This is a genomic window from Fulvivirga sp. M361 (assembly GCF_007097395.1).
Classification (GTDB): domain Bacteria; phylum Bacteroidota; class Bacteroidia; order Cytophagales; family Cyclobacteriaceae; genus Fulvivirga.
In genome coordinates, this window is record NZ_VKDC01000012.1 from 1 (window position 1) to 22832 (window position 22832).

Sequence of the window (22832 nt, forward strand, 5' to 3'; positions counted from 1 at the left end):
AAAAGGCGGCATAGGCTTAGGACAACTCTTGCCTTTTTGAAAAAGAAGCTTGCTAATCGTTAAATCAAAAACTCAATCCTTGTAAAAGTAAAAAGACCGCCTCAATCACTTTTGAGACGGCCTCCTTCTTTTCAATACTATCTTCAGATCTTTTACGCTGTGGTCTCCACAGAAACGAAAGACCGATTATTTCGTCCCTTTTTAAATATTACGGTCCCGTCAGTAAGCGCAAATAAAGTGTGGTCCTTACCCATTCCCACATTATTACCAGGATGGTGTTTAGTTCCTCTTTGTCTGACAATAATATTACCAGCGATCGCTTTTTGACCACCATATATTTTTACACCCAAACGTTTACTTTCTGATTCTCTTCCGTTCCTTGAACTACCAGCTCCTTTTTTGTGTGCCATTTTATCTACTTATTTAGAAATACCTTCAATTAAAACCTTTGTGAATTCCTGGCGATGCCCGTTTTTCACCTTGTAGCCTTTTCTTCGTTTTTTCTTGAAAACGACTACTTTGTCACCTTTTACATGCCCAAGGATCTTCCCTGAAACTTTAGCACCTTTTACCAATGGTGCACCTACTTCAACTTTCCCCTCATTATCTAATAAGAGTACTTTGTCGAACTCTACGGAAGCGCCTTCTTCGCCGTCCATCTTCGGAGCGTATACGAACTGGTCTTGCGTTACTTTGAACTGCTTACCGGATATGTCAACTATTGCGTACATTGATGATTAAATTATTTTTATCAAAATGGAGTGCAAATTTAGGTTTTTTGCATGGATTTCCAAAAGGTAATTTTAATCACACGTGAGAGCGCTTAAAGGCCAGGCATTATCAAGCAGTTTCAATATCTTGCTTGATTCGCTTGGTTAATACGCTTGACTTGCTTGGTTTTTGAAAAAAAAAGCGCTAACATCGTTTTAAGCCACTTTATCCGATCTTATGAAAATCAATCTTCCGGAAAAATACGCTGATCTTTACCTCAAAGCGCTTACAGAAAAAAAACAAACATTAGAAGCCAAAATAGAGGATTTTAAACAGGAGATCCGTGAAATAGATAATCATATAAGAAGCCTGACGAGTATGCCTATATTCGAAGAAAATTCGCAAATATCTCCCACCCCTCTGCCGGGTGATAAATATGCTTCTGAATGGTCCTGGACTAAAAAAATCGCGCATTTTGAGTCTTTGAAAGGAAAATTAATCATTGCAACGGAAGTGGTAGTTTTCATTTTAGATAAAGAACCCGGCCTGGATAAAGGCAAAGTACGAAGTTCCGTATCTGCCGCCCTGTCTAATTGGGTGAGGAGTAAGCGGTATTTGAAATTTAAAGATCCTTTATCGGGCAATTCTTATTACGGACCTACGGATTGGTTTTTACAAGATGGCAGGCCGCAAATTGATTTCATACCGGAAGAGTTAAAAAACAGACTATTGAAAAGGTAAAGCAGATGTAAGAATTTCTTCCTTTTTTATCAACACATATGCTGTGAATAGCGCTTGCTTTTGTGGAAAACTTTTTGATTTTTTTTCACCCCTCAAAACACGTAATAACGGCATAAGTAATCATTGTGAAATAATATTTAAATAACTGAAAATCAATTATTTAAATACGATTCCATCTACTACTGAGTCCGATCATATATGACTTTGATTTTTATCATGTATTAGCAATCTTTGTGTGACCTATAGGCCTCAATGAAAGGTTACATAGCCGCTCTTAGTACATCCGTAATATTCTAGAGCAATTTTTAAACTTTTTACAGCCTTGTACTTTTTATAAAGGTTAAGTGCTGTGGTATTAGTGAGTAAATTTTAAAAAGAAGAGAAGATGAGTGAAACAGCCACCGAAACAGAATTGATCTTACAAGAAAATAACAAACGGTTTGTATTATTTCCTATTCAGCATAACGACATATGGGAGTTTTATAAAAAAGCTGAAGCCAGCTTCTGGACTGCCGAAGAGATTGATTTAAGCCAGGACCTGAGGGATTGGTCAGCCTTAAATGATGGTGAAAGGCACTTCATTACTCACGTTCTTGCTTTTTTTGCTGCCAGCGATGGCATCGTGAATGAAAATTTAGCAGAGCATTTTGTAGCTGAAGTACAATATACTGAGGCCAAGTTCTTTTATGGTTTTCAAATAGCCATAGAGAACATCCATTCCGAAACTTATTCTTTATTAATCGATACGTACGTTAAAGACCCTGTAGAAAAAGATAAGTTATTCAATGCTATTGAAACCATGGAGTGCGTTAAGAGAAAAGCGGACTGGGCATTGCGTTGGATTGATCATGGTTCATTTCAGGAAAGGTTGATCGCCTTCGCTGCTGTGGAAGGTATATTTTTTTCCGGTAGTTTTTGTTCTATTTTCTGGTTAAAGAAAAGAGGGCTAATGCCCGGACTCACCTTTTCGAATGAATTGATCTCAAGGGATGAAGGATTACATTGTGATTTTGCGTGTTTACTATACGAGAATCATGTAGTGAATAAACTTCCTGAAGATACTGTTATCGATATTATTAAAGATGCAGTGGAAATTGAGAAAGATTTCGTTACAGATGCTCTCCCGGTAAGTTTGATCGGAATGAATGCTGAATTAATGTGTCAGTACATTGAGTTTGTGGCAGATCGTTTACTAAATGAGCTAGTGGGTAAGAAAATTTACAATACCGCTAATCCCTTTGATTTCATGGAGATGATCTCTTTACAGGGTAAAACAAATTTCTTCGAAAAGAGGGTAGGTGACTATCAGAAAGCCGGAGTGATGAAAGGAAATGATGATACACCTCGATTTTCACTGGACGAAGATTTTTAATTTTTTAGACTTTTTTTCATAACCCCAAAACCACCATATAAGTAATGCTAGTAGTTAAAAGAGACGGAAGACGGGAGTCTGTTAAATTTGATAAAGTAACAGCCCGCATTGAAAAGCTATGTTATGGGTTGGACCGGAATTACATCGAGCCAGTAGACATAGCCAAAAAAGTAATTAATGGGATTTATGATGGCGTAACAACGGTAGAACTGGATAACCTTGCAGCTGAAACGGCTGCTTCCATGACCGTTAAACACCCGGATTTTGCCAAATTGGCTGCCAGGGTAGCTATATCCAACCTGCATAAAGTAACCAGTAAGTCTTTTTCCAATACTATGAAAAGACTTTACACTTATGTAGATCCAAAAACCGGGGAAAACGCACCGCTTATTTCAAAAGAAGCATATGGGGTTATAAAGAAAAGCGCGGCGCTCCTGGACTCTTCGATCATTTATGATCGCGATTTCGGTTATGACTACTTTGGCTTTAAAACATTAGAAAAATCATACCTGATGAAGATAGACGGTATGATCGTTGAACGTCCTCAACATATGCTCATGCGGGTGGCTGTGGGTATACATATGGAAGACATGGATGCAGTTATCGAAACGTATAACTTACTTTCTGAAAAGTGGTTTACGCACGCTACTCCTACCCTTTTTAACGCAGGTACGCCTAAACCTCAACTTTCGTCTTGCTTTCTGCTTACAATGAAAGATGACAGTATCGATGGGATCTATGATACACTGAAGCAATGTGCCAAAATCTCACAATCTGCCGGTGGAATAGGATTAAGTATCCATAATGTACGCGCTACCGGATCCTATATAAAAGGGACCGGAGGAGTATCTAACGGGATTGTTCCTATGTTAAGGAATTTCGATATGACAGCACGCTACGTAGACCAGGGAGGTGGTAAGCGTAAAGGTAGTTTCGCCATATACCTGGAGCCATGGCATGCGGATATCTTCGAATTCCTGGACCTTAAAAAGAACCATGGTAAAGAAGAACTTCGTGCCCGGGATTTATTCTACGCACTTTGGATCTCTGACCTGTTCATGAAAAGGGTGGAGAACAATGACACTTGGTCGTTATTTTGCCCTAACGAAGCGCCCGGGTTAGCCGATAGCTATGGAGAGGATTTTGAAAGACTCTATTTAAAATACGAGAAGGAAGGACGTTACAGAAAGCAGGTAAAAGCACAAGATCTATGGTTTGAGGTATTAGAAGCACAAATAGAAACAGGTACTCCTTATATGTTGTATAAAGATGCCGCTAATAAGAAATCAAATCAGAAAAACCTGGGCACCATCAAATCCAGTAACCTTTGTACAGAAATCCTGGAATATACGGCACCTGATGAAGTAGCCGTATGTAACCTGGCGTCTATTGCATTACCCAAATTTGTTACTGAAGACGGTAAATTTGACCATCAAAAACTTTTTGAAATTACTAAGGTCATCACTAAAAACCTTAATAAGGTTATTGATATCAATTACTACCCGGTGGAAGAGGCACGTAACTCTAACATGCGTCATCGTCCTATTGGAATAGGGGTACAAGGCCTTGCCGATACTTTTATAAGCCTTAAAATGCCGTTTGAATCAGATGAGGCACATGGCTTAAATAAAGATATCCATGAAACCATCTATTTTGCAGCAATGAGTGCTTCTATGGAACTGGCCAAAAAAGATGGCTCTTATGAGACCTTTAAAGGCTCTCCTGTTTCTAAAGGTATCTTTCAATTTGACATGTGGGGTGTTACTCCTGACTCCGGTCGATGGGACTGGGACAGCCTGAAAAAAGAAGTGAAGAAAAATGGTGTACGTAACTCCCTTTTATTAGCACCAATGCCTACAGCTTCTACTTCACAGATATTAGGCAATAACGAGTGTTTTGAGCCTTATACTTCTAACATTTATACGAGAAGAACATTATCCGGTGAGTTTATTGTAGTAAATAAACACTTGATGAAAGATCTCATAGCACTGGGAATGTGGGATGAATCCATGAAAAACCGATTGATAGAAGCCAATGGTTCTATTCAAAACATCCCTGAAATACCTCAGCACATTAAAGACATCTATAAAACTGTTTGGGAGATCTCACAGAAAGCCATCATTGACATGGCTGCTGACCGTGGCGCATACATTTGCCAAAGTCAGAGTATGAACATTCACATACAAGATCCGAACTTCGGTAAACTAACGTCTATGCATTTTTATGCATGGAAAAAGGGCCTGAAAACGGGCATGTACTACCTGAGATCAAAAGCAGCTACCAGTGCTATTCAGTTTACTGTGGAAAAAACAGCAGCACAGGAACAGCCAAAAGTCAAAGGCACTATAGCAGAAAGAGAAGAAGCTGCATTGGCCCAAAAGCAAGCTGATATGGTTTGTTCATTGGATAACCCTGATGAATGTGAAGCTTGTGGAAGCTGATACTAAGTGAATAAAATAATTGTGAAAGTCCCGGATATTGTTCGGGACTTTTTTATTGTATACTGTTTATATATCAACCTTTTCACAAAAAATTTTAGCAGCCGTCTGCCTATCTAATGACCAGAACCTTATCCTTTCAATCTCACCAAAAGACCTCACCATATCCGGATATAATTAAATTAAAAAACGTTACTCTTTGACATTTTAATATTATCGTTTAGCTTCGCCTTATCAAAAGAAATAATGTTCTGCAAGTGAAGAATATAGCAAAATATCCTATCTCACATCAGATGATCAGCCGATCTGCTTGCACTACTATTATTACAACTACTATTATCACCCCTTTACGGGGTTAATTACTACATATCGCCAAAGGCATAAGCCGACTCAGTTGTTCTCATAACACGTATTATTCACCACCAAGATCTTAATTATGTTGGTCATTAAATTTGGAGGGACTTCAGTAGCCTCCGCTAAAAATATTGCTTTAGTAAAAGACATTATCCAGGAAAAAGACACGCCACTCATCGTAGTAGTTTCTGCACTGGGAGGTATTACCAATAAGCTGGTAGAATGTAGCACACTGGCTTCCAACGGAGACGAAGAATATCTCAAACTATTCAGCCAGATTGATCAGAAGCATCTGGAAACTATCAAGGAGCTAATATCAGTCAAAAATCAGGGCAAAACACTCAGTAAAATAAAGATCATATTAAATGAACTGGAAGATATCTGCCGCGGTGTATTCCTGATCCATGAGCTAAGCGCAAAGACAAAAGATAAGGTGCTTAGTTTTGGAGAACGGTTATCTGCCACCATTATTAGTGATTATTTTGCTGATCAGGGTATAAAAACTGAATTGGCGTCACCTGAAACCTTCATTAAAACAGACAGTAATCACGGGCGTGCCAATGTAGATTTCTCTGATACACGCAAAGAAATAGCCGCCTACTTCCGGGGAAGCACAGGCTTATGGATATGTCCTGGCTTTATAGCCTCCGATAAAAATGGAGAAACAACTACCTTGGGAAGGGGGGGCTCTGATTATACAGCAGCAATACTGGCAGCCAGTTTAAAAAGTGAAAAGCTAGAGGTCTGGACGGATGTAAGTGGTATGATGACTGCCGACCCGCGTTGGGTACGTGCGGCATATGCCATAGAACACATTTCCTACGAAGAGGCCATGGAGTTGTCACATTTTGGAGCAAAAGTGATCTATCCCCCAACCATACAGCCGGTACTGGAAGCTAATATTCCGATTTACATCAAAAACACATTCCAAAAAGAAGATAAAGGCACTGTTATCTCAAGTCGCATCCACGAAAATGGTCCGTTGATCAAAGGGCTTTCCTGTGTTCATAATGTAGCTCTGTTCAACTTTGCAGGTAGTGGAATGGTGGGTATTCCTAATTTCTCACATCGCTTATTCCGTGCGCTATCATCTGCAAAGGTCAGTGTAATTCTGATTACACAGGCATCTTCCGAACACTCTATTTGCATAGCTATCGACGCGGGCAACAGCGAAGTGGCCGGAAAGTCTATAGAACAGGAGTTTGAATACGAACTAAGCACACATAAGATCAATCCACTGGAAATTGAAAAAGACCTGTCTATCATTGCTCTGGTGGGTTCAAAAATGAAAGAGCAAGTAGGCGTAAGTGGACGTATGTTTAGTGTATTAGGTCAAAATGGGGTCAATATCAAAGCCATTGCACAAGGCTCTTCCGAAAAGAACATCTCCGTGGTGGTTAACGCAAATGAAACTAAAAAAGCGCTTAACAGCCTCCATGAAAGCTTCTTTCTCTCTGAGCAAAAAACCCTTAACCTGTTCATGATAGGAGTAGGAAATGTCGGTGGTACGTTGATCGATCAATTGAACCAACAAAAAGCTTACCTGTCAGAACATCACCGCGTGAATTTGCGAGTCGTAGCGCTTGCCAATAGTAAGAAAGCCTACTTTGAACCTACCGGCATAGACCTGGACCGTTGGAAAGATGATCTGGACAGCGAGGGCACCAAAATGTCAACCGATGAATTTGTGAAAACCATGGCTGAGTTGAATATGCGTAACAGCATTTTTGTAGACAATACTGCTCATGAAGAAATTGCCAATGTCTATGAACAAGTACTAGGAGAAAGTATTTCGGTAGTTACTCCAAACAAAATAGCCTGTACACAAAACATTGAAAGATATCGTTCACTAAAACAAACAGCCCGACGTTATGGGGCAAAGTTCCTGTTCGAAACTAATGTGGGTGCCGGCCTGCCTGTCATCAACACCTTGAATGATCTTATCAAAAGTGGTGATGAAGTACTAAAGATAGAAGCTGTACTTTCCGGTAGCCTCAATTTCATATTCAACAATTTCAATGATAATGTCAAATTTGTTGACATCGTTAAACAAGCCCAGGTAGAAGGGTACACAGAGCCCGATCCAAGAATAGACTTAAGTGGTGTGGATGTTATGAGAAAGATCCTGATCCTGATCCGCGAAAGTGGACATGAAATGGAACTGCATAATATAAAAAGTGAGCAATTTATTCCTGAGGTATGTATGGATGCTCCAAGTATAGATGATTTTTTCACTGAGCTGGCCGGCCAGGAAGAAGTATTCCGGAAGATGTTGGAAAAGGCACGTACTGAGAACAAACAGATCAAGTATGTCGCCACATTTAACCAGGGTAAGGCAGAAACCGGCGTGAAGTTCATTAGCCCCGACCACCCTTTCTATAACCTGGAAGGCAAAGACAATATTGTATTGTTTACCACGAAACGCTATGAAGACCAGCCATTGGTCATCAAAGGTGCCGGTGCCGGAGCTGCTGTTACAGCGATGGGGATTTTTGGTGACATAATGCGTATCGCTCATGAGTAGTAGATCAATCAGGATATTTGCCCCTGCTACAGTGGCCAATGTGGGCCCTGGATTTGATGTATTGGGGCTGGCATTAGAAGGAATTGGTGACGAAATAGCCATGTCACTTACTTCTGAACAAGGTATAAAAATAGCCATACCTGAATCGGACTTGCCTACTGATCCAAAGGTGAATGTAGCCGGTGTTGCAATACAAGCGCTGTTAGATGACCTGAATTCATCACAGGGGGTGGATATGACCATCTATAAAAAAGTACTCCCTGGCAGTGGGCTAGGTTCCAGCGCCTCCAGTTCTGCAGGCGCTGTCTTTGCCGTTAATGAGTTACTAGGCAGGCCTTTTTCGAAACAAGAACTTGTTAAATTTGCCATGGCTGGTGAGGCTGCCTCCTCTGGAAAAGCACATGCTGATAATGTAGCTCCTTCCCTTTTAGGGGGTTTTACACTGGTAAGAAGTTATGACCCGCTGGATGTAATCAGTCTTGCCTATCCGGATGACCTTATTGTGGTAGTAGTACACCCCCAGATCGAAGTAAAAACATCTGACTCCAAAAAAATATTAAGAAAAGATGTACCGCTGGAAACGGCTATTGCACAATGGGGAAACCTTGCCGGATTGGTTTCCGGGCTTGCCTCATCAGATCACTCATTGATCAGCAGGTCATTACAAGACCTTATCGTAGAACCTGTACGATCCATGTTAATTCCGGCGTTTGACCAACTCAAAATAGCCGCCAAAGCGGGTGAAGCACTTGGGTGTAGTATTTCAGGTTCCGGCCCTTCTGTATTCGCACTTTGTAATACTATGGAACAGGCTAGTCAAATTGGCAACGACTTTCAACAGATTTATGACGACCTTGCCATTGAGCAACAGGTCCATATTTCAAAAATCAATACGGAGGGCGCCCAGATTATAAAAGGCTAAGCACACATGCCAGGTTCCTGTCAAAACTAAAAAAAACAACTCATTAAAAATGAAATTTTATAGTACTCATAGAGCAGTTGAAATGACTTCTTTTCGTGAAGCAGTCATCAAAGGTCTACCAGCGGATAACGGTCTTTTTATGCCGGAATCCATTCCTGCGCTTGATCAAGCGTTCTTGAATAACCTGGCGAATCTAAGTTTACCGGAAATTGCCCATACGGTGGCGCTACCCTTTGTAGATGGTGAGATACCCAGTGGGGTATTACAAACCATTGTAGAAGAAACACTGGCTTTTGCGCTACCTGTGGTAAACGTTCATGACAACATCTTTAGTCTCGAACTTTTTCACGGCCCTACCTGTGCTTTTAAAGATGTCGGCGCTCGTTTTTTAGCCCGGTGTCTGAGTCATTTTTCAGATGAAAAGGTGACCGTACTTGTAGCTACTTCAGGGGATACCGGCAGTGCAGTAGCAAATGGCTTTCTCGGAGTAGAAAATGTGGATGTCATCATACTGTATCCAAAAGGTAAGGTAAGTCACTTACAGGAACAGCAATTGACTACGTTGGGGCAAAACATTACGGCACTGGAAGTCGAAGGCACATTCGATGATTGCCAAAGCATGGTCAAACATGCCTTCCTCGATAAAGAATTGAACAAAGCCATCAAACTTACTTCCGCCAATTCCATTAATATAGCCCGCCTGTTGCCACAATCGTTTTACTACTTCTGGGCCATGGCACAGATGAAAGACCACGAAAAAGTGACATTTTCCGTACCTAGCGGGAACTACGGGAACCTGACCGCGGGACTACTGGCCAAATCAATGGGACTCAACATTCATGGTTTTGTGGCTTCATCAAATATCAACGATATCGTACCTAAATACATCAAGACAGGTTCTTTCGAATCAAAACCTTCCAAACAAACCATTTCCAATGCTATGGATGTTGGTAACCCAAGTAACTTCGGAAGGATGACAGAACTCTATGGACAGTCCTGGGAGAAGCTGACGGATAACATTACAGGTTTCAGCTATAATGATCATGAAACCAAAACAGCCATGAAAGAGGTCTATGAACAATACAATTATGTATTGGATCCGCATGGAGCCGTAGGTTACCTCGGATTGACAGAGTACCTCAAAAATAACAATGGTACTGGTGTCTTCCTGGAAACCGCTCATCCGGCTAAATTCATTGATACAGTCACCGAAGTAATTGGAGAAATAGAAATACCCGAGCGGCTAAGCGTTTACCTGGAAAAGGAAAAAAAGAGTACGCTTATAAGTAATTCTTATGGGGCGCTTAGAGCCTGTCTACTAGGGCAACATTAGTTCTGCTGATCATTGGTGTTTGATCTATCAGCTGAGATAGATGACCCGAAGAAAGGGCACCAAAAATTTGTGGCACCCCATCGGTTCTTCTTAAAGAGCACAAAGTAACAATTGCAACCAACCCAAGACCCCGTTTACTTTGTGCTCTGTTGCCAACATTCACTTATTTTATGAAGATCATCTTTTTAGCATCGACGACCTCTCCACTTGCTCTCAATTGATAGAAATACATTCCCGGAATCAACGCTTTGGTTATGATGACGTTGCTTTTAGTCCCTTTCTCTAAGCCCCCTTTTAATACTTCCTTGCCTGTTTTATCCATTAGAGACCAATCCATCTGTTTGGACAAAGCCTCTCTAAATTTTATAGTGAACTTACCTGTGGCGGGATTAGGGTAAACCGCTATAAATGGATGGATATCCTCTTCTGATAGTGTTAAGGTTTTGGCGTTCTTCGATGCTTCTTCAATACGCGCTAATGATGGATTACAGTTTTTTTCATCTCCTACTATTCTCCAACCGTTCGTGTTGACCAAGCGGTTCCTGCCGGTTTCACCATGGCAATATTGAAGACCATGAGCCCCCAGTTCCATCTTGTCATTTAAAGAAGGTAACGCGGCCCACCCTGTCAATGTAGCTTCATAGTTATCTACAGAAAGGCCTGATGAGGATAGCATCTCCTTCATCTCCGAAACCTCATCGATATCCCAGGAACCGATGTCCTGATCAAATGATGTGGCCTCTGCGAACATAAAGCTCATATTGGTAACACGCGACACATCCCAGTTCTCTATATTCTGGTTGAACGAAAAAGCCGAATGAAACATATCACCCATACTCGTTACATTGCTTACCTCCCACGAGCTGATGTCCTGGTCAAAAGCAGAAGCTTCAAAAAACATTCCCCACATATCCGTGACGTTGCTTACATCCCAATTTCCTATGTCCTGGTTAAAAGAAGAGGCCTTAAAGAACATGCCAAGCATATCTGTTACATTACTTACCTCCCAACTCCCAATGGGCTGATCGAAAGCAGAAGCTAAACTGAACATATTACTCATATCCGTTACGTTACTTACCTCCCAATCCCCAATAGGCTGATTGAATGCGGTTGCATTTATGAACATACCGGTCATATTGGTAACCTTACCTACATCCCAGTTCCCAATGCTCTGATTGAAAGAGGAAGCTACCCAAAACATATAACTCATATCGGTGACGTTACCAACATCCCATGCACTGATATCCTGATCAAAGGTAGTGGCATCATCAAATAAAAAGCTCATATCCGTTACCCTGCTCACATCCCAATTTCCGATGGCCTGGTTAAATGAAGTTGCCCTGCGAAACATATAGCTCATGTCGGTGACGTTACTGACGTTCCATGAACTGATATCCTGATTAAAGGCAGAGGCATCATCGAACAAAGAACCCATGTCCGTTACAGTACTCACATCCCAATGTCCAATGTACTGGTTAAGTGCCGTGGCCCAACGAAACATAGCATTCATACTGCTTACATTTGAGAGGTCCGGAGCATCAGAAGCCAGTATTGTAAGGTTTGTACAGCCTGAAAACGCAGCTTCCATAGATTGCCAGGGATTGGTCCCCCATTGATCCACGCTCAGGAGTTTTTCCTTGTCATTTTCATTGTTAAAGTAGAGGCGTGGAAAATTACCCTGAATACTTACCCGGTAAGTACCGGCAACAGGAAAGGTGAGCACTGCATCCCCCCTAAAAGGACCAACCTTTCCCGTCAGGGAAGCATCATGTATATTGACCCAACTTACTGAATAATTATACCCCATTCCCTCAGTCGGTATTCTGATCTGATTGTTCAAAGTCTTACCTGGATGATCTGTTTTCCAGGTAGTAATGAACGGAGTGCCCTGTTGAGCAAAAAGTCCGGGGCCTAAAAGACAGAATAAAATAGGATAAATGATCTGTTTCATTTCTAATGAAGCTTAACTATGGTTTAAAAAATAATCTATTTACTTATTGAACTTTTGGGTGTCAGAGATCTCTACATGACGAAATGACATTGCTAGTCAGGGAGTTAAACAAAAAATACATGTACCTTCTCTCTACTATAAGGAAACAACAGGATGAACATTGAAATCCATAAATCAATCTTTTGCATAGTTACAGGCAACTTTAACTATCGCAATTCTGCCAATTTTAAGAGAATTTATGGAGTTATCATAGTACCTGTGGTAGGCAAATGGTAGACATGTCAACAGACAATTTCTTGACTATGCAGTTAACTAATTGTCGTTCAGAGCCATAACTCCATGTAAGGTTTTGTAAAAAAACACATGTTTTTTTGACTTTAGTGGTCATGCACTTATACTTCTATGCCATGTAAAACAAGTAAATAGGTCAACCCAACAAATACATACATCGCGTTTAAAGCCTGTTATTGAAATGATACGCTCAGAAACACCCGAACCCGGATAAACTATATCTATAGAAGATCGTAATTTAAAGGAATATGCGTCTTACACAGTTTCCGGATATCGAATGGTTAAGACCTACGGCTGAAAATAACTTCAGCCATCAACACGATGTGCATAACCGACCATTGCCCCGTCAGGGGTGGCCTAACGTCATATTAAATACCCGGGCAGATGCTATAGAACGTAATGGGATCAAAGGGCCCTTCAGTTTATTTTACAACTTAAACGGGACCAGCCTGGTAAAGGCAGGCGGAAATAAGATTACCATAGGACAGGATACTTTTGGCATTACCAACCCCGGTCAGTATTATGATCTGATCATACCTGAGGGAGAAAAGACTACCACGTTTAATATTCATTTCGGAGAACAGCTTTACCTTGATGTGTCCGGATCGTGTATTCAATCTCACCAAACACACCTTGATAATGGGAAATACGTCAGGAATATTGAATATCATACAACGGTTAGAACTTATTTTCAAGTCCCTTCTATCAGAACCAGTATCCTAAGCCTGTATCATACGTATCAACAACCAGGTGAATACGCTGACCTGGTAGAAGAAACATTATTGGCCGAGCTACTTGTACATTTAAAACTACTTACACAAAAACACCTTGATGGTCTGAATCAAATTTCTTCCTTACGAAAAACAACACGTGAAGAGCTGCTTAAAAGGCTTCTACTATCCATTGAATACATCCATGACAACTATTCCCGTCCTATTACCATTGATATGCTCAGCGCCGTGAGTTGTCTTTCTAAATTCCACTACCTCCGGACATTCAAAGAAGCTTTTGGCTGCACTCCTGCTCAATATTGGCAATGGGTGAGGTTACAAAAGGCTATCAATATGTTAGAAAACAGCACCGCTTCAATTGCTGAGGTTGCCATAGCCGTAGGTTTCACAGAAGTTAATTCTTTTATAAAATTTTTCAGCAAAAATAAGGGCAACTCCCCAGGCGCATTCCGTAAAACCAGAATTAGCAATATTGGATAGTTACATCGTATATTCATCTTTTAACTTTACCTGAAATTTCATCCAAAAGATATGGTAAAGATTGGATTCTACTTACTCTCCGCGCTTATGACCGGTAGTGTGGTCCTGATGTTTTCAAAGGTTTCAAAGGCTACTGGACAAGAACGACAACGGAGTATAAGAAACTTCCTGACAGGAATATCGATATGGTCCGTGTACATTGTTGCTCTTTCTACCACGGGAGTATTGAACGATTTTGGCCTACCACCACGAATGCCATTACTGGTAGTGATACCGGCCTTTGTGATTATCTTTTTTTCCACATCCCGTGCTCAAATGAAAAAAATGATTCATTCCACTCCGAAATCATTTCCGGTATACATTCAATCTTTCCGTGTGATAGTGGAGCTATTGATCTATGGTGCTTTTATGGAAGGTGTTTTTCCGAAAGCTGTTACTTTTGAAGGAACCAATTTTGATATTTTGGCAGGTATATCTGCCCCTGTTATTGCTTTTTTGCATCACAAAAACCGGCTATCCGATAGAGGTGTGTTTTTCTGGAATATTCTATCTCTTTGTATACTTACCGTTACTGTGGTAACATTCATCACCGCTTTCTACTTCAGCACGCATACCCCTGACATCGCATTTTGTAAATTTTTTGAGTTACCCTATATCCTCCTTCCAGCTATGCTACTACCTTATGCTGTTTTTTATCATGTTGTCTCTATCAGACAATTGAAAAGGAAAAAATGATGACTTGAAATTATATAGGCTCTGCCTAAAAACTACACAAATAAAAAAAAGGCTTCACACTGACCTCAATAATTGGCCCTATGGCCTCCATATAAAAACAGTCGTTTGATTTAATTCAAACGACTGTTAAGCATGTTTTTCGCCCTGTTGAAATTTGAAAGTGGAGCCTTACTATTCCAATGGTTATTGAAGCTACACTCGCATCAATGCGACACTGTTTTCAGATAATACCCTCATAGCCGATAGTTTAGAGGTAAATTAGACATCAATCTACAATTGTACCTTGTCATTGATTTTTTCATTCAATACATTCGAAAACTCTTTGGCCCCTATCGCATTTAAGTGATCTCCGTCGCCGTAACATTCTTTTTCGAATTTCATTGAATGCAGATCAATGAAATCTATTTGTTCTTCGAATTGTTGAATCGTCGAATAATAATTCGAAATGAATTTTTGAGGAATTTTTCTATAATATCTGTCATGCACAGGTGTGTTTAAAATAAACAGTTTAATATTTCTTTTCTGACATAATTCGGCTATCTTTTTTAAGTATTTAATTTGGTAAGTTGAAAAATCTTGTTCGCCTCCGGATTCGGCATAATAGTGTCTTTGTATAGCCGCATTAACGGTACTATCGTTTAAACTGCTTTTTTTACTATTATAAAAATATCCAACAAATGAATATCCGTAGATGGTTGAACTACTAAATACAGATTCAACCATGCCTTTAAAAATATCAAATCCTTGTTTTATTGGAATTCTGTTGATATCAATGATCGATTCAATTTCAAGAATTGAAAAGTATCTCAGAAACATAAACTCTGTCTTATCTTCCGAATGAAGGTATTTATCATACGATTTGCTTAAAGAGTGAAAAGATACTCCCAGAATTATTTTTTCTATTTGTGGATTGTTTTTTAATAGAAGTCTCAGCACGTTATATGAATAGAGGAAATGTTCAGATGACTGGGATATATTTAAGGTATGATTAATAAGGCTATCATTTATACCAGCCTGTGTGTGAGAATCACCCAGAACCAGGGTATTAACCGAATCATCAATAGTGAGGCTATTAATATTATGCTTATAAACAAGGCTAACTATTGATATAAATAAAACTATACCAACATTAAAAATGATAAATTTTAAACCAAATTCCTTCATAGTCAAAATTGAAAATAAATAAACTGCTGTTCTTTACCTCCAAACCAAAAAATCGCAAAGATAAATGCGTAGTACATAGCGTATCTGAGCGGTCTTTTCCACTTCAAACCCAAATGAGCAATGGCATATTCTCCTTCTCTACCTAACCATTCAATGATTAAAAAAAGCGTCACCAATAAAATGGTTGTTTTAGGAATAATTTCAGGAATGGTAAAAAGAGAACTTGAAAAGATTTTCAAAATATAGTTCCAGGCATGCCCGATACTTTCTGCTCTAAAAAATATCCAGGCAAAAACGGTCAGGCTAAAGGTTAAAAGTATTGAAAAAGTATCTTTTAAGGTAGGAATCTCCTTTCCTTGTGCAGCAATATCTAAATTATTCCTGTTACTATTGGTCAATAACAATGGTAAAAAGTAAACAGCATTTAGTCCTCCCCACACAATGTAAGTCCAATTCGCACCATGCCAAAACCCGCTGACAACAAAAATGATAAATGTATTCCTGATTTTAATCCAAGTTCCTCCATGACTACCTCCCAATGGAATGTAAAGATAATCCCTGAACCATGTTGAAAGTGAAATATGCCAGCGCCTCCAAAACTCAGCAATATCTCTTGAAAAGTAGGGAAAAGCGAAATTCCGTGTTAAGTTAAAACCAAACAATCTTGAAGTGCCAATCGCTATATCAGAGTATCCGGAGAAGTCACCATAAATCTGAAATGTAAAAAATAATGCACCTAAAACTAAGGTACTACCATTCATATCCTCTGAATTATTGAAGATTTTATTAGCAAATTCTGCACAATTATCCGCGATTACAACTTTTTTGAATAGTCCCCACAAAATCTGCCTCAAACCGTCAGCAGCTTTTAAAGGATCAAACAATCTTTTTTTGCTGAATTGAGGAAGTAGATTAGTTGCTCTTTCAATCGGTCCTGCAACCAATTGAGGGAAGAAACTCACGAATGCTAAGAACTCAATGAAATTTTTAGTGGGTTGCAGTTTTCGTTTATAAATATCAATGGTGTAGCTCAAGGTCTGAAAAGTATAGAAGCTTATTCCAACAGGCAATATAATATCCAGGGAATTTGCCTTTATATCTCGTCCAAAGAATGAAAATGCAGTGATAAAATTGTCAAGGAAAAAGTTGTAATATTTAAAAACCCCCAAAAATCCGAGGTTGATCAAAATACTTATCCAAAGGAGTATTTTTCGGTTGGCCTGGCTTTCCTCTTTTGCAAGTTTAAGGCCTACTGAATAGTCAACTATAGTGCTAAATAATATCAAAGATAAAAATCTCCAATCCCACCAACCATAAAACACATAACTTGAAGTAACAATTAAAAGGTTCTGAAATGTTAAGTCTTTATACACCACAAACCAATGGAGTAAAAACACAATTGGTAGGAATATCATAAAATCAATCGAATTAAAGAGCATATTGCCTGTGTTGATTTTTACATTTTATAAGTTATGTAGTGACATTTTAACAAGGTGTGTAATTCAGTCCTTTATAATTACCCGTATTTCAAACTTTCTGGCATGGGACTAATATTTTTCATTTCAAACTGTATGTCTCTTTATAGGGCTATCAAGTAGGTTTTAATGTTAAACTCTCTTAATCAAGCTAGTAAAGTCAGTTCTATCCATTCTTGACACCATAGGGATATTCCATAATATGAGCATATTCCACGAAGTTGCATAAAGTCTTAATTCTTTTCTAATTCATCAAATCTCAATTTATAATCTTCAACAATGAAATTGTAATTCATCATTGCCCCTTTTCCAAAACAACGGACACGTATAAAGTAGAGGTTCCTCTCAAATCAACAATACAAAGTTAAATGCAACCTGTTCCCATATAAAGAGCAGAAAAACATAATTTGATTTAGGTGATTTTGCTGAGAGTCATTTACCAGATAATACCGGAAGCCGATAAATTTCACGGTTTGAGGTTAATCCAAGGCCATTAAAAAAGTCGTCTGACTGGAGCCAGACGACTTTAATAAGAGGAGTACAGCCTGAATATAGCGCAGGCTAAAAACCAATGTTTATGATCCGGTTCCGGGCATTTTTAATCTGATCGTTCAATTTTTTAAACCTCTTTTCATCATCCCGTGTGTAAGCAGCCACCTTATTGCCTTCCCATAGAAATACTAACTCATCCCCTCGTTCATTTAAATAGTGATCTTTCGAAATGTAGAATAATGGGGAAACCCTGTTTTCTATTATGGCATAAAGCGTGTTCCCTTCTTCACCGGCTACTACTATGGCTTTTTTACCACCTTCCACTTCGTAAGTACCTTCGTACATGGTCAATGTTTCCCGGCTCAGGATTGGGATATCGTAGGGATTATCTTCCGACAGGATAAGGCCTTCGCCGGGCTTCCATTTGTCGTATTCCATATTATAGGCTACTAATCTTGCTACTGCCAGTCCTTTTAATTTGGCTACCAGGTGCAACGCTCCATCAATTCCTGCTGAAATACCAGCAGTGGTGATCACCTTACCATTATCCACAAAGCGTACATTGTCTCGAACGTTGATTTCCGGATAGTCATCCCTTAACCTGCTCAATGCGCTGTGAAAGGTAGTTGCCGTTTTACCAGTGAGTTGGCCGGATTCTGCCAGTACAAAAGCACCTGTACATACTGAAAAGTGATAGTCTACCTCCGTACGAGACCTGATCCATTTAATTACTTCGGGATCACCGGAAGCTGCTCCCGAGTTTCCTCCAAAAAACGCAAGTATTTCGGCATGAGGAGCATCTTCAATACTGTAGTCCGGTATTACCGTCAATATTCCTTGCGAACGTATAGGATCTTTGGTTTTTGATACGGTAAATATCTCAAACCCGGAATAGGACAATACTTCCAGTGGACCGGCAAAGTCCAGTATTTCCACCCTGTCCTGAAGGTAAAAAGCGATCGTCATTTGTTCTTTCATTTGTTTTACCCGTTGATCAGGGGTCATTTCGGTAAGCTTCATGCCACAAACATCACAAGTTCCGGCTGCATTGAATATTTTATCGTCACATTCTAAATTGCAAGGAGGGCAGTAAAAATGAGCAGTGGTTGAAGTTTCGATCCTTGGCTGGGAAAATAGGAAGTTGTATCCTAAAAGCAATAACAGAATAATATTCGTTTTCATTTTCTGGTGAAGTTAGGTGAAATGTATCTCACCCACGAGGACAATGTACCGCAGGATAAGGACATTATTGAAAGGCCCGGGGAAGCTTACCGGTATGTCTTTTCAATATCTCCCGAAGACGGTTGGCGCTTTTCAGCCCTGTCTCACGGGCCACCGCCTCTACTTTATTTCCTTCACTCAATAAGTGTATGGCCGTTTCTATTCTCAGGTTCTCAATGTACTCACCCACGGTGATCCCGGTTACTTTTTTAAATAGTCGTGTTAGGTTCCTGGGACTGGTGCACACTTTATCCGCCAGCTCATCTATTTTAGGCACATTTGCCAGGTGCTGCGACAACCAGTTTTGTACTTCATGGACCCGGCTCTCCTGGTGGTTGCGATATTTAAGAAATACGCTCAGTTGCGGGTCATCTTCTCCCCGTCGTAAGTACACCACCACTTCACGTGCAATATCTGAAGCAAAGCGACTACCATACCGCAGCTCCAACAAGTACAAGGCCAGGTCAATGCCTGAAGAAACTCCTGCACTGGTGTATATTCCTTTGTCCTCAACAAAAAGGCGGTTATCCAGCAGTTGCACCCTGGGAAACTTTGCCCGAAACCGATCTACGTACCTCCAGTGCGTAGTACACTGTGCTTCGTCCAGCAAACCGGACCCTGCCACTAAAAACGCTCCCGTACATACCGAACATATCGTTACTCCTTTAGCATGCTGAGTGATCATCCATTGAAAAAACGGCTGAAGTCCGTCCTGAAAATCATTCCTGGAAAGCAACTCCCACTGAAGCCCGGGAATAAAAAGAATGTCGTCTTTGGACAGCGCCAGATCCTGATAGGGGGTTAGACCGGTAAAGGCTAACCCTCCACTGCTGTTAAGATTGGTATGATGGTCTGTAGCGATGTAATGTAAAGTGAGGTCGGCACCGTATTCCCTGGCTTCATAGAAGATATGGGCCGGGCCGCATATGTCCAGCAGGTGGACTTCAGGAGGCGTATAGAATATTACTTTAGTGGTTGGCATTTTTGATGGGTTTATGCGCTTATTATTCCCATAAATATAACTGTATTACATTTTTCAAATGCCGGAGTAAAGCGGCTGACTGACAAGAGACTAATGAGATAAAGCTAAAATACATTTATAAATGAAGCTTTAAAATGTCGACAAATAGCTTTTCAAAATCCTGAATAGAGGATTGATCACTGTCTATCCGGCCTTTAGTAGCCATAAGTACAATCATCAGCTCTTTTTCAGGAAAATGCCACATTTCACTTGAATACCCGATGGCTTCTCCATCGTGGCCAATGCCCTTAACCCCTTCAAAGGTCTCATGAAGTACTCCGTAACGGTTGTGGATCATACTGTCAACCATAAAGGAAGAAGTTAAGTGGCCTGACATTAACGCATTAAAAAAAGTATAAATATCCATTCCGTTAGCAATGGCACTTGCTTCTCCGGACCAGCGACGCGCATCAAAAAGATTGACTTCTCTTAACTTACCGTTGTCGTATAGATCGCAATACCCTGAGCACAACCCATCTGGAAATGCCTTGATCGTACTAAAAGTGGTACTGGTTAATCCCAGTGGCTGAATAATATTTTCCTTTAAATAGCTTTCATATGGAACTCCGATCACTTTTTCCAGGATCAACTCTAACAGCACATAATTGGTATTTGAATAAGCTTGTCCATATTTTTCTATTACCCGGTCAGGAGTACCTTCCAGTTTTTTTGCGAAATCAAGCCGATCTTCCACCGTCAGTGTTTTGCCTGGCTCATTGAGCACACTTGCTACAAAACGGCCGTTGTCATCATAGTTAGGTATTCCACTGGTGTGGTTAAGCAACTCTGAAATAGTGGTTTCATTGGCTTTCTCCAACCCATCCAGTATTCCTGCACTCAATACAGTAGAAATCTGAGCTTCCAGGTTGATCTTTCCTGATTCGGCCAATTGCATGAAAGCGGTTGCCATAAACGTCTTAGTCAAACTCGCCACTCTAAAGGTATGGCAAGAGGAAAGAGGGGTATAGGAAGCCAGGTCCGCCACTCCTGAAGTGCCAAAGAAAAAGCCATCTGCAGTGGAATGGACCACCGCAGTAACGCCGGGTATTCCATGGGCAACATATTGGTCCAGCAAATTTTGTAGTTCCATCTGTTGTGAATGGTTGGTAACCATTACCCCTACGGGCTCACAGGTATTGACATTGGTTAACGCTTCCGGTTCTTTTTTACAGGCTATGGCCAGGCAGATTATGCTCATCGGGATAAGGATGTTATTTTTCATAGTCTATGAAGATTTACCCTGGCCCCTAAAGCTATTCGGGTGTGAGATATAAAAAGAACACCCGCCTTCCTGGCAAAAGGCTGTTGAAGAACGGAGTTGTAATTCGTAAACAGGCCCAAACGATCAGAAACCGGTACCAAAAACCCCATGAATACATTTACGGTGCATTGTGCCCTTCCCCAATCTCTGTGTTGCTGATACTGCCCATTTTCAGTTTTATACAATGCAGCATCTTCAAACGTGTGTAAATAACCTAACCCTAGTCCTCCTTCTAAATAGATTTTTGAAAATAATCGATACTGAGCTAACAATGAATTGCTTAATTCATACCCATAATGAAGCTCTTTTTGATGATAGGCTGAAAAAGAGACCAGGTATTTAGTGCATAGCCTTTTCCGTTGTTTCCAAATATTTATACCTGCCCCGATCCGGAGCCCAGGCAACCTGTTTAGCCCAACCAACTGATTACTTGCTTTAAAAGGCAGACTAACAGAATGAATGAACACCCCTCCCTGAATAAAGTCGATGCGTTTTTTTGTTTCAATACCCTGCCCGTATAGTGCAGATACGACGAGGCTAAAAAAGATGAGCAAGACGGCTTTCATGTGCTTATGGACAAGAGCGCTGAGACAAGGTTGCTATTGCTGCAGGTTATACCCAGAGCAGTACCTTCTATTAATTACTTAGCTCAGCTCATAGTAAGACAGGCAAAGTATTTGGTTTACTATATATTATTACAAAAAACCAAAGCTGAAAAGGAATTAAAAGACGTACCTTTTACTATATAAAAGTGGATGCTCGAACCTAGGAATGCCATGTTTAACCAACTGCCCATTCAGGTGAATTATTCTCTCCTTTCACACAGTTAAGTGATGAAGGTGGTCCAAAAGAAATAGTGTTAAAATATCATCTAATGGAATGAATCTAAAGAAATAGTTAAATCGTTATCTTTACAAAAGGAGAGAATTATTATGAAACATCAATTTACGGCTAGAATAGAGCGGGATAAGGAGACTGGAGATTATCTAGGTTTTATTCCCAACTTGCCTGGCGCACATACCCAAGCATCAACATTAGATGAGCTATATGTTAACCTTCGAGAAGTGGCAGAGCTATGTTTAGAAGAATGCACAAAGGAAGAACTTGATAACCTACCGGAATTCATAGGCTTCCAACAGGTATTAGTGGGAGTATGAGTAAACTTCCTTTAATAGAAGCAAAAACTTTCGAAAAGATACTTTTGCTATTAGGTTTTGAAATAAAACGTCAAAAAGGGAGTCATGTCTTTTATCGTCACTCTGATGGTAGATATACAACTTTACCTCACCATAAAGGAAAAGATCTTGGTCGCTCGTTGATCAGAGAGATACTAAGACAAATCAATATTACTCCTGAAGAGTTCATAGAATTATTGAAACAGGTTTAATACATAGATCTAGAAAATATTACATTGATTTATAACGCTGCTATCCCGATAATGCCATCCTATTACTTCCTATTACTGCTAAAAGCATTCACTCTATCTGCAGTAACATGCTAACTTTGAAGGTAATCCTTTGATGGCCACCATGAGGATCTCATTGAAAATTGATAGATATCCTGTTATAATTTAATGCATGCACAACATATTGGTCTACACCCGAACAGTCACAAC

At 40.0% G+C, this 22832-nt stretch carries 19 protein-coding genes; 10 read left to right on the forward strand and 9 right to left on the reverse strand.

Annotation, left to right across the window (positions count from 1 at the left end):
• Positions 1 to 152 precede the first annotated feature (152 nt).
• Positions 153 to 410 (reverse strand): 50S ribosomal protein L27, encoded by a 258-nt coding sequence (rpmA, locus tag FNH22_RS14705; protein WP_143399169.1) that lies wholly within the window; start codon positions 408 to 410, stop codon positions 153 to 155.
• Between the two features lie 9 nt (positions 411 to 419).
• The gene (gene rplU / locus FNH22_RS14710) at positions 420 to 731 is read right to left on the reverse strand and encodes a 50S ribosomal protein L21 (protein ID WP_143399170.1); all 312 of its coding nucleotides are present in this window, start codon (positions 729 to 731) and stop codon (positions 420 to 422) included.
• 217 nt (positions 732 to 948) lie between these two features.
• On the opposite strand from rplU, the gene FNH22_RS14715 reads away from it, so the two are divergent.
• The 6 genes from FNH22_RS14715 (at position 949) to thrC (ending at position 10395) form a co-directional block, all read left to right on the forward strand.
• Positions 949 to 1452, forward strand: a complete 504-nt coding sequence (locus FNH22_RS14715) for a hypothetical protein (protein ID WP_143399171.1) — start codon at positions 949 to 951, stop codon at positions 1450 to 1452.
• 385 nt (positions 1453 to 1837) lie between these two features.
• The gene (locus tag FNH22_RS14720) at positions 1838 to 2824 is read left to right on the forward strand and encodes a ribonucleotide-diphosphate reductase subunit beta (RefSeq protein ID WP_143399172.1); all 987 of its coding nucleotides are present in this window, start codon (positions 1838 to 1840) and stop codon (positions 2822 to 2824) included.
• A gap of 44 nt (positions 2825 to 2868) precedes the next feature.
• The gene (locus FNH22_RS14725) at positions 2869 to 5265 is read left to right on the forward strand and encodes a ribonucleoside-diphosphate reductase subunit alpha (RefSeq protein ID WP_143399173.1); all 2397 of its coding nucleotides are present in this window, start codon (positions 2869 to 2871) and stop codon (positions 5263 to 5265) included.
• Between the two features lie 433 nt (positions 5266 to 5698).
• Entirely contained in the window at positions 5699 to 8140 is a 2442-nt protein-coding gene (gene thrA, locus FNH22_RS14730; protein WP_143399174.1) for a bifunctional aspartate kinase/homoserine dehydrogenase I, read from the forward strand.
• Positions 8133 to 9062, forward strand: a complete 930-nt coding sequence (locus tag FNH22_RS14735; RefSeq protein ID WP_143399175.1) for a homoserine kinase — start codon at positions 8133 to 8135, stop codon at positions 9060 to 9062. Before thrA ends, FNH22_RS14735 begins: the two co-directional genes overlap by 8 nt.
• A 49-nt stretch (positions 9063 to 9111) precedes the next feature.
• Positions 9112 to 10395, forward strand: coding sequence for a threonine synthase (thrC, locus tag FNH22_RS14740; protein ID WP_143399176.1), 1284 nt, complete (start codon positions 9112 to 9114; stop codon positions 10393 to 10395).
• A 163-nt stretch (positions 10396 to 10558) separates the two neighbouring features.
• On the opposite strand, the gene FNH22_RS14745 is transcribed toward thrC, so the two are convergent.
• The gene (locus FNH22_RS14745) at positions 10559 to 12346 is read right to left on the reverse strand and encodes a BspA family leucine-rich repeat surface protein (protein WP_143399177.1); all 1788 of its coding nucleotides are present in this window, start codon (positions 12344 to 12346) and stop codon (positions 10559 to 10561) included.
• A 539-nt stretch (positions 12347 to 12885) separates the two neighbouring features.
• Here FNH22_RS14745 and FNH22_RS14750 point away from each other — a divergent pair.
• Positions 12886 to 13848, forward strand: a complete 963-nt coding sequence (locus tag FNH22_RS14750) for an AraC family transcriptional regulator (RefSeq protein ID WP_143399178.1) — start codon at positions 12886 to 12888, stop codon at positions 13846 to 13848.
• Between the two features lie 51 nt (positions 13849 to 13899).
• Complete coding sequence (locus tag FNH22_RS14755) at positions 13900 to 14583, forward strand: hypothetical protein (RefSeq protein WP_143399179.1); 684 nt, start codon at positions 13900 to 13902, stop codon at positions 14581 to 14583.
• Between the two features lie 270 nt (positions 14584 to 14853).
• Here FNH22_RS14755 and FNH22_RS14760 read toward each other — a convergent pair whose 3' ends face one another.
• The 6 genes from FNH22_RS14760 to FNH22_RS14785 all read right to left on the reverse strand — a co-directional run bounded on the left by FNH22_RS14760 (position 14854) and on the right by FNH22_RS14785 (position 21783).
• Positions 14854 to 15747, reverse strand: a complete 894-nt coding sequence (locus tag FNH22_RS14760; protein WP_143399180.1) for a hypothetical protein — start codon at positions 15745 to 15747, stop codon at positions 14854 to 14856.
• Between the two features lie 2 nt (positions 15748 to 15749).
• Positions 15750 to 17186: an MBOAT family protein gene (locus FNH22_RS14765; RefSeq protein ID WP_143399181.1), complete on the reverse strand. Its 1437-nt coding sequence runs from the start codon at positions 17184 to 17186 to the stop codon at positions 15750 to 15752.
• Between the two features lie 597 nt (positions 17187 to 17783).
• Complete coding sequence (locus tag FNH22_RS14770; protein WP_143399182.1) at positions 17784 to 18896, reverse strand: DJ-1/PfpI family protein; 1113 nt, start codon at positions 18894 to 18896, stop codon at positions 17784 to 17786.
• 64 nt (positions 18897 to 18960) lie between these two features.
• Complete coding sequence (locus FNH22_RS14775) at positions 18961 to 19917, reverse strand: GlxA family transcriptional regulator (RefSeq protein WP_143399183.1); 957 nt, start codon at positions 19915 to 19917, stop codon at positions 18961 to 18963.
• A 115-nt stretch (positions 19918 to 20032) separates the two neighbouring features.
• A complete protein-coding gene (locus FNH22_RS14780; protein WP_143399184.1) occupies positions 20033 to 21178 on the reverse strand; it encodes a serine hydrolase in 1146 nt (381 codons plus the stop codon).
• Entirely contained in the window at positions 21175 to 21783 is a 609-nt protein-coding gene (locus tag FNH22_RS14785) for a hypothetical protein (protein ID WP_143399185.1), read from the reverse strand. The genes FNH22_RS14780 and FNH22_RS14785 overlap by 4 nt, the downstream gene beginning before the upstream one ends.
• Before the next feature lie 366 nt (positions 21784 to 22149).
• On the opposite strand from FNH22_RS14785, the gene FNH22_RS14790 reads away from it, so the two are divergent.
• Both FNH22_RS14790 and FNH22_RS14795 read left to right on the forward strand, forming a co-directional pair.
• Complete coding sequence (locus FNH22_RS14790; protein ID WP_143399186.1) at positions 22150 to 22374, forward strand: type II toxin-antitoxin system HicB family antitoxin; 225 nt, start codon at positions 22150 to 22152, stop codon at positions 22372 to 22374.
• On the forward strand, positions 22371 to 22604 hold the full coding sequence (locus FNH22_RS14795; RefSeq protein ID WP_143399187.1) for a type II toxin-antitoxin system HicA family toxin: 234 nt from the start codon (positions 22371 to 22373) through the stop codon (positions 22602 to 22604). The genes FNH22_RS14790 and FNH22_RS14795 overlap by 4 nt, the downstream gene beginning before the upstream one ends.
• Positions 22605 to 22832 lie beyond the last annotated feature (228 nt).

Coding starts and splice junctions, on each gene's coding strand:
- FNH22_RS14725 (WP_143399173.1), top strand. CDS start 2,869: ATGCTAGTAGTTAAAAGAGACGGAAGACGGGAGTCTGTTAAATTTGAT.
- FNH22_RS14790 (WP_143399186.1), top strand. CDS start 22,150: ATGAAACATCAATTTACGGCTAGAATAGAGCGGGATAAGGAGACTGGA.
- thrC (WP_143399176.1), top strand. CDS start 9,112: ATGAAATTTTATAGTACTCATAGAGCAGTTGAAATGACTTCTTTTCGT.
- FNH22_RS14715 (WP_143399171.1), top strand. CDS start 949: ATGAAAATCAATCTTCCGGAAAAATACGCTGATCTTTACCTCAAAGCG.
- FNH22_RS14765 (WP_143399181.1), bottom strand. CDS start 17,186: ATGCTCTTTAATTCGATTGATTTTATGATATTCCTACCAATTGTGTTT.
- FNH22_RS14735 (WP_143399175.1), top strand. CDS start 8,133: ATGAGTAGTAGATCAATCAGGATATTTGCCCCTGCTACAGTGGCCAAT.
- FNH22_RS14755 (WP_143399179.1), top strand. CDS start 13,900: ATGGTAAAGATTGGATTCTACTTACTCTCCGCGCTTATGACCGGTAGT.
- FNH22_RS14775 (WP_143399183.1), bottom strand. CDS start 19,917: ATGCCAACCACTAAAGTAATATTCTATACGCCTCCTGAAGTCCACCTG.
- FNH22_RS14760 (WP_143399180.1), bottom strand. CDS start 15,747: ATGAAGGAATTTGGTTTAAAATTTATCATTTTTAATGTTGGTATAGTT.
- FNH22_RS14770 (WP_143399182.1), bottom strand. CDS start 18,896: ATGAAAACGAATATTATTCTGTTATTGCTTTTAGGATACAACTTCCTA.
- FNH22_RS14785 (WP_143399185.1), bottom strand. CDS start 21,783: ATGAAAGCCGTCTTGCTCATCTTTTTTAGCCTCGTCGTATCTGCACTA.
- rpmA (WP_143399169.1), bottom strand. CDS start 410: ATGGCACACAAAAAAGGAGCTGGTAGTTCAAGGAACGGAAGAGAATCA.
- FNH22_RS14745 (WP_143399177.1), bottom strand. CDS start 12,346: ATGAAACAGATCATTTATCCTATTTTATTCTGTCTTTTAGGCCCCGGA.
- FNH22_RS14750 (WP_143399178.1), top strand. CDS start 12,886: ATGCGTCTTACACAGTTTCCGGATATCGAATGGTTAAGACCTACGGCT.
- FNH22_RS14780 (WP_143399184.1), bottom strand. CDS start 21,178: ATGAAAAATAACATCCTTATCCCGATGAGCATAATCTGCCTGGCCATA.
- rplU (WP_143399170.1), bottom strand. CDS start 731: ATGTACGCAATAGTTGACATATCCGGTAAGCAGTTCAAAGTAACGCAA.
- FNH22_RS14720 (WP_143399172.1), top strand. CDS start 1,838: ATGAGTGAAACAGCCACCGAAACAGAATTGATCTTACAAGAAAATAAC.
- thrA (WP_143399174.1), top strand. CDS start 5,699: ATGTTGGTCATTAAATTTGGAGGGACTTCAGTAGCCTCCGCTAAAAAT.
- FNH22_RS14795 (WP_143399187.1), top strand. CDS start 22,371: ATGAGTAAACTTCCTTTAATAGAAGCAAAAACTTTCGAAAAGATACTT.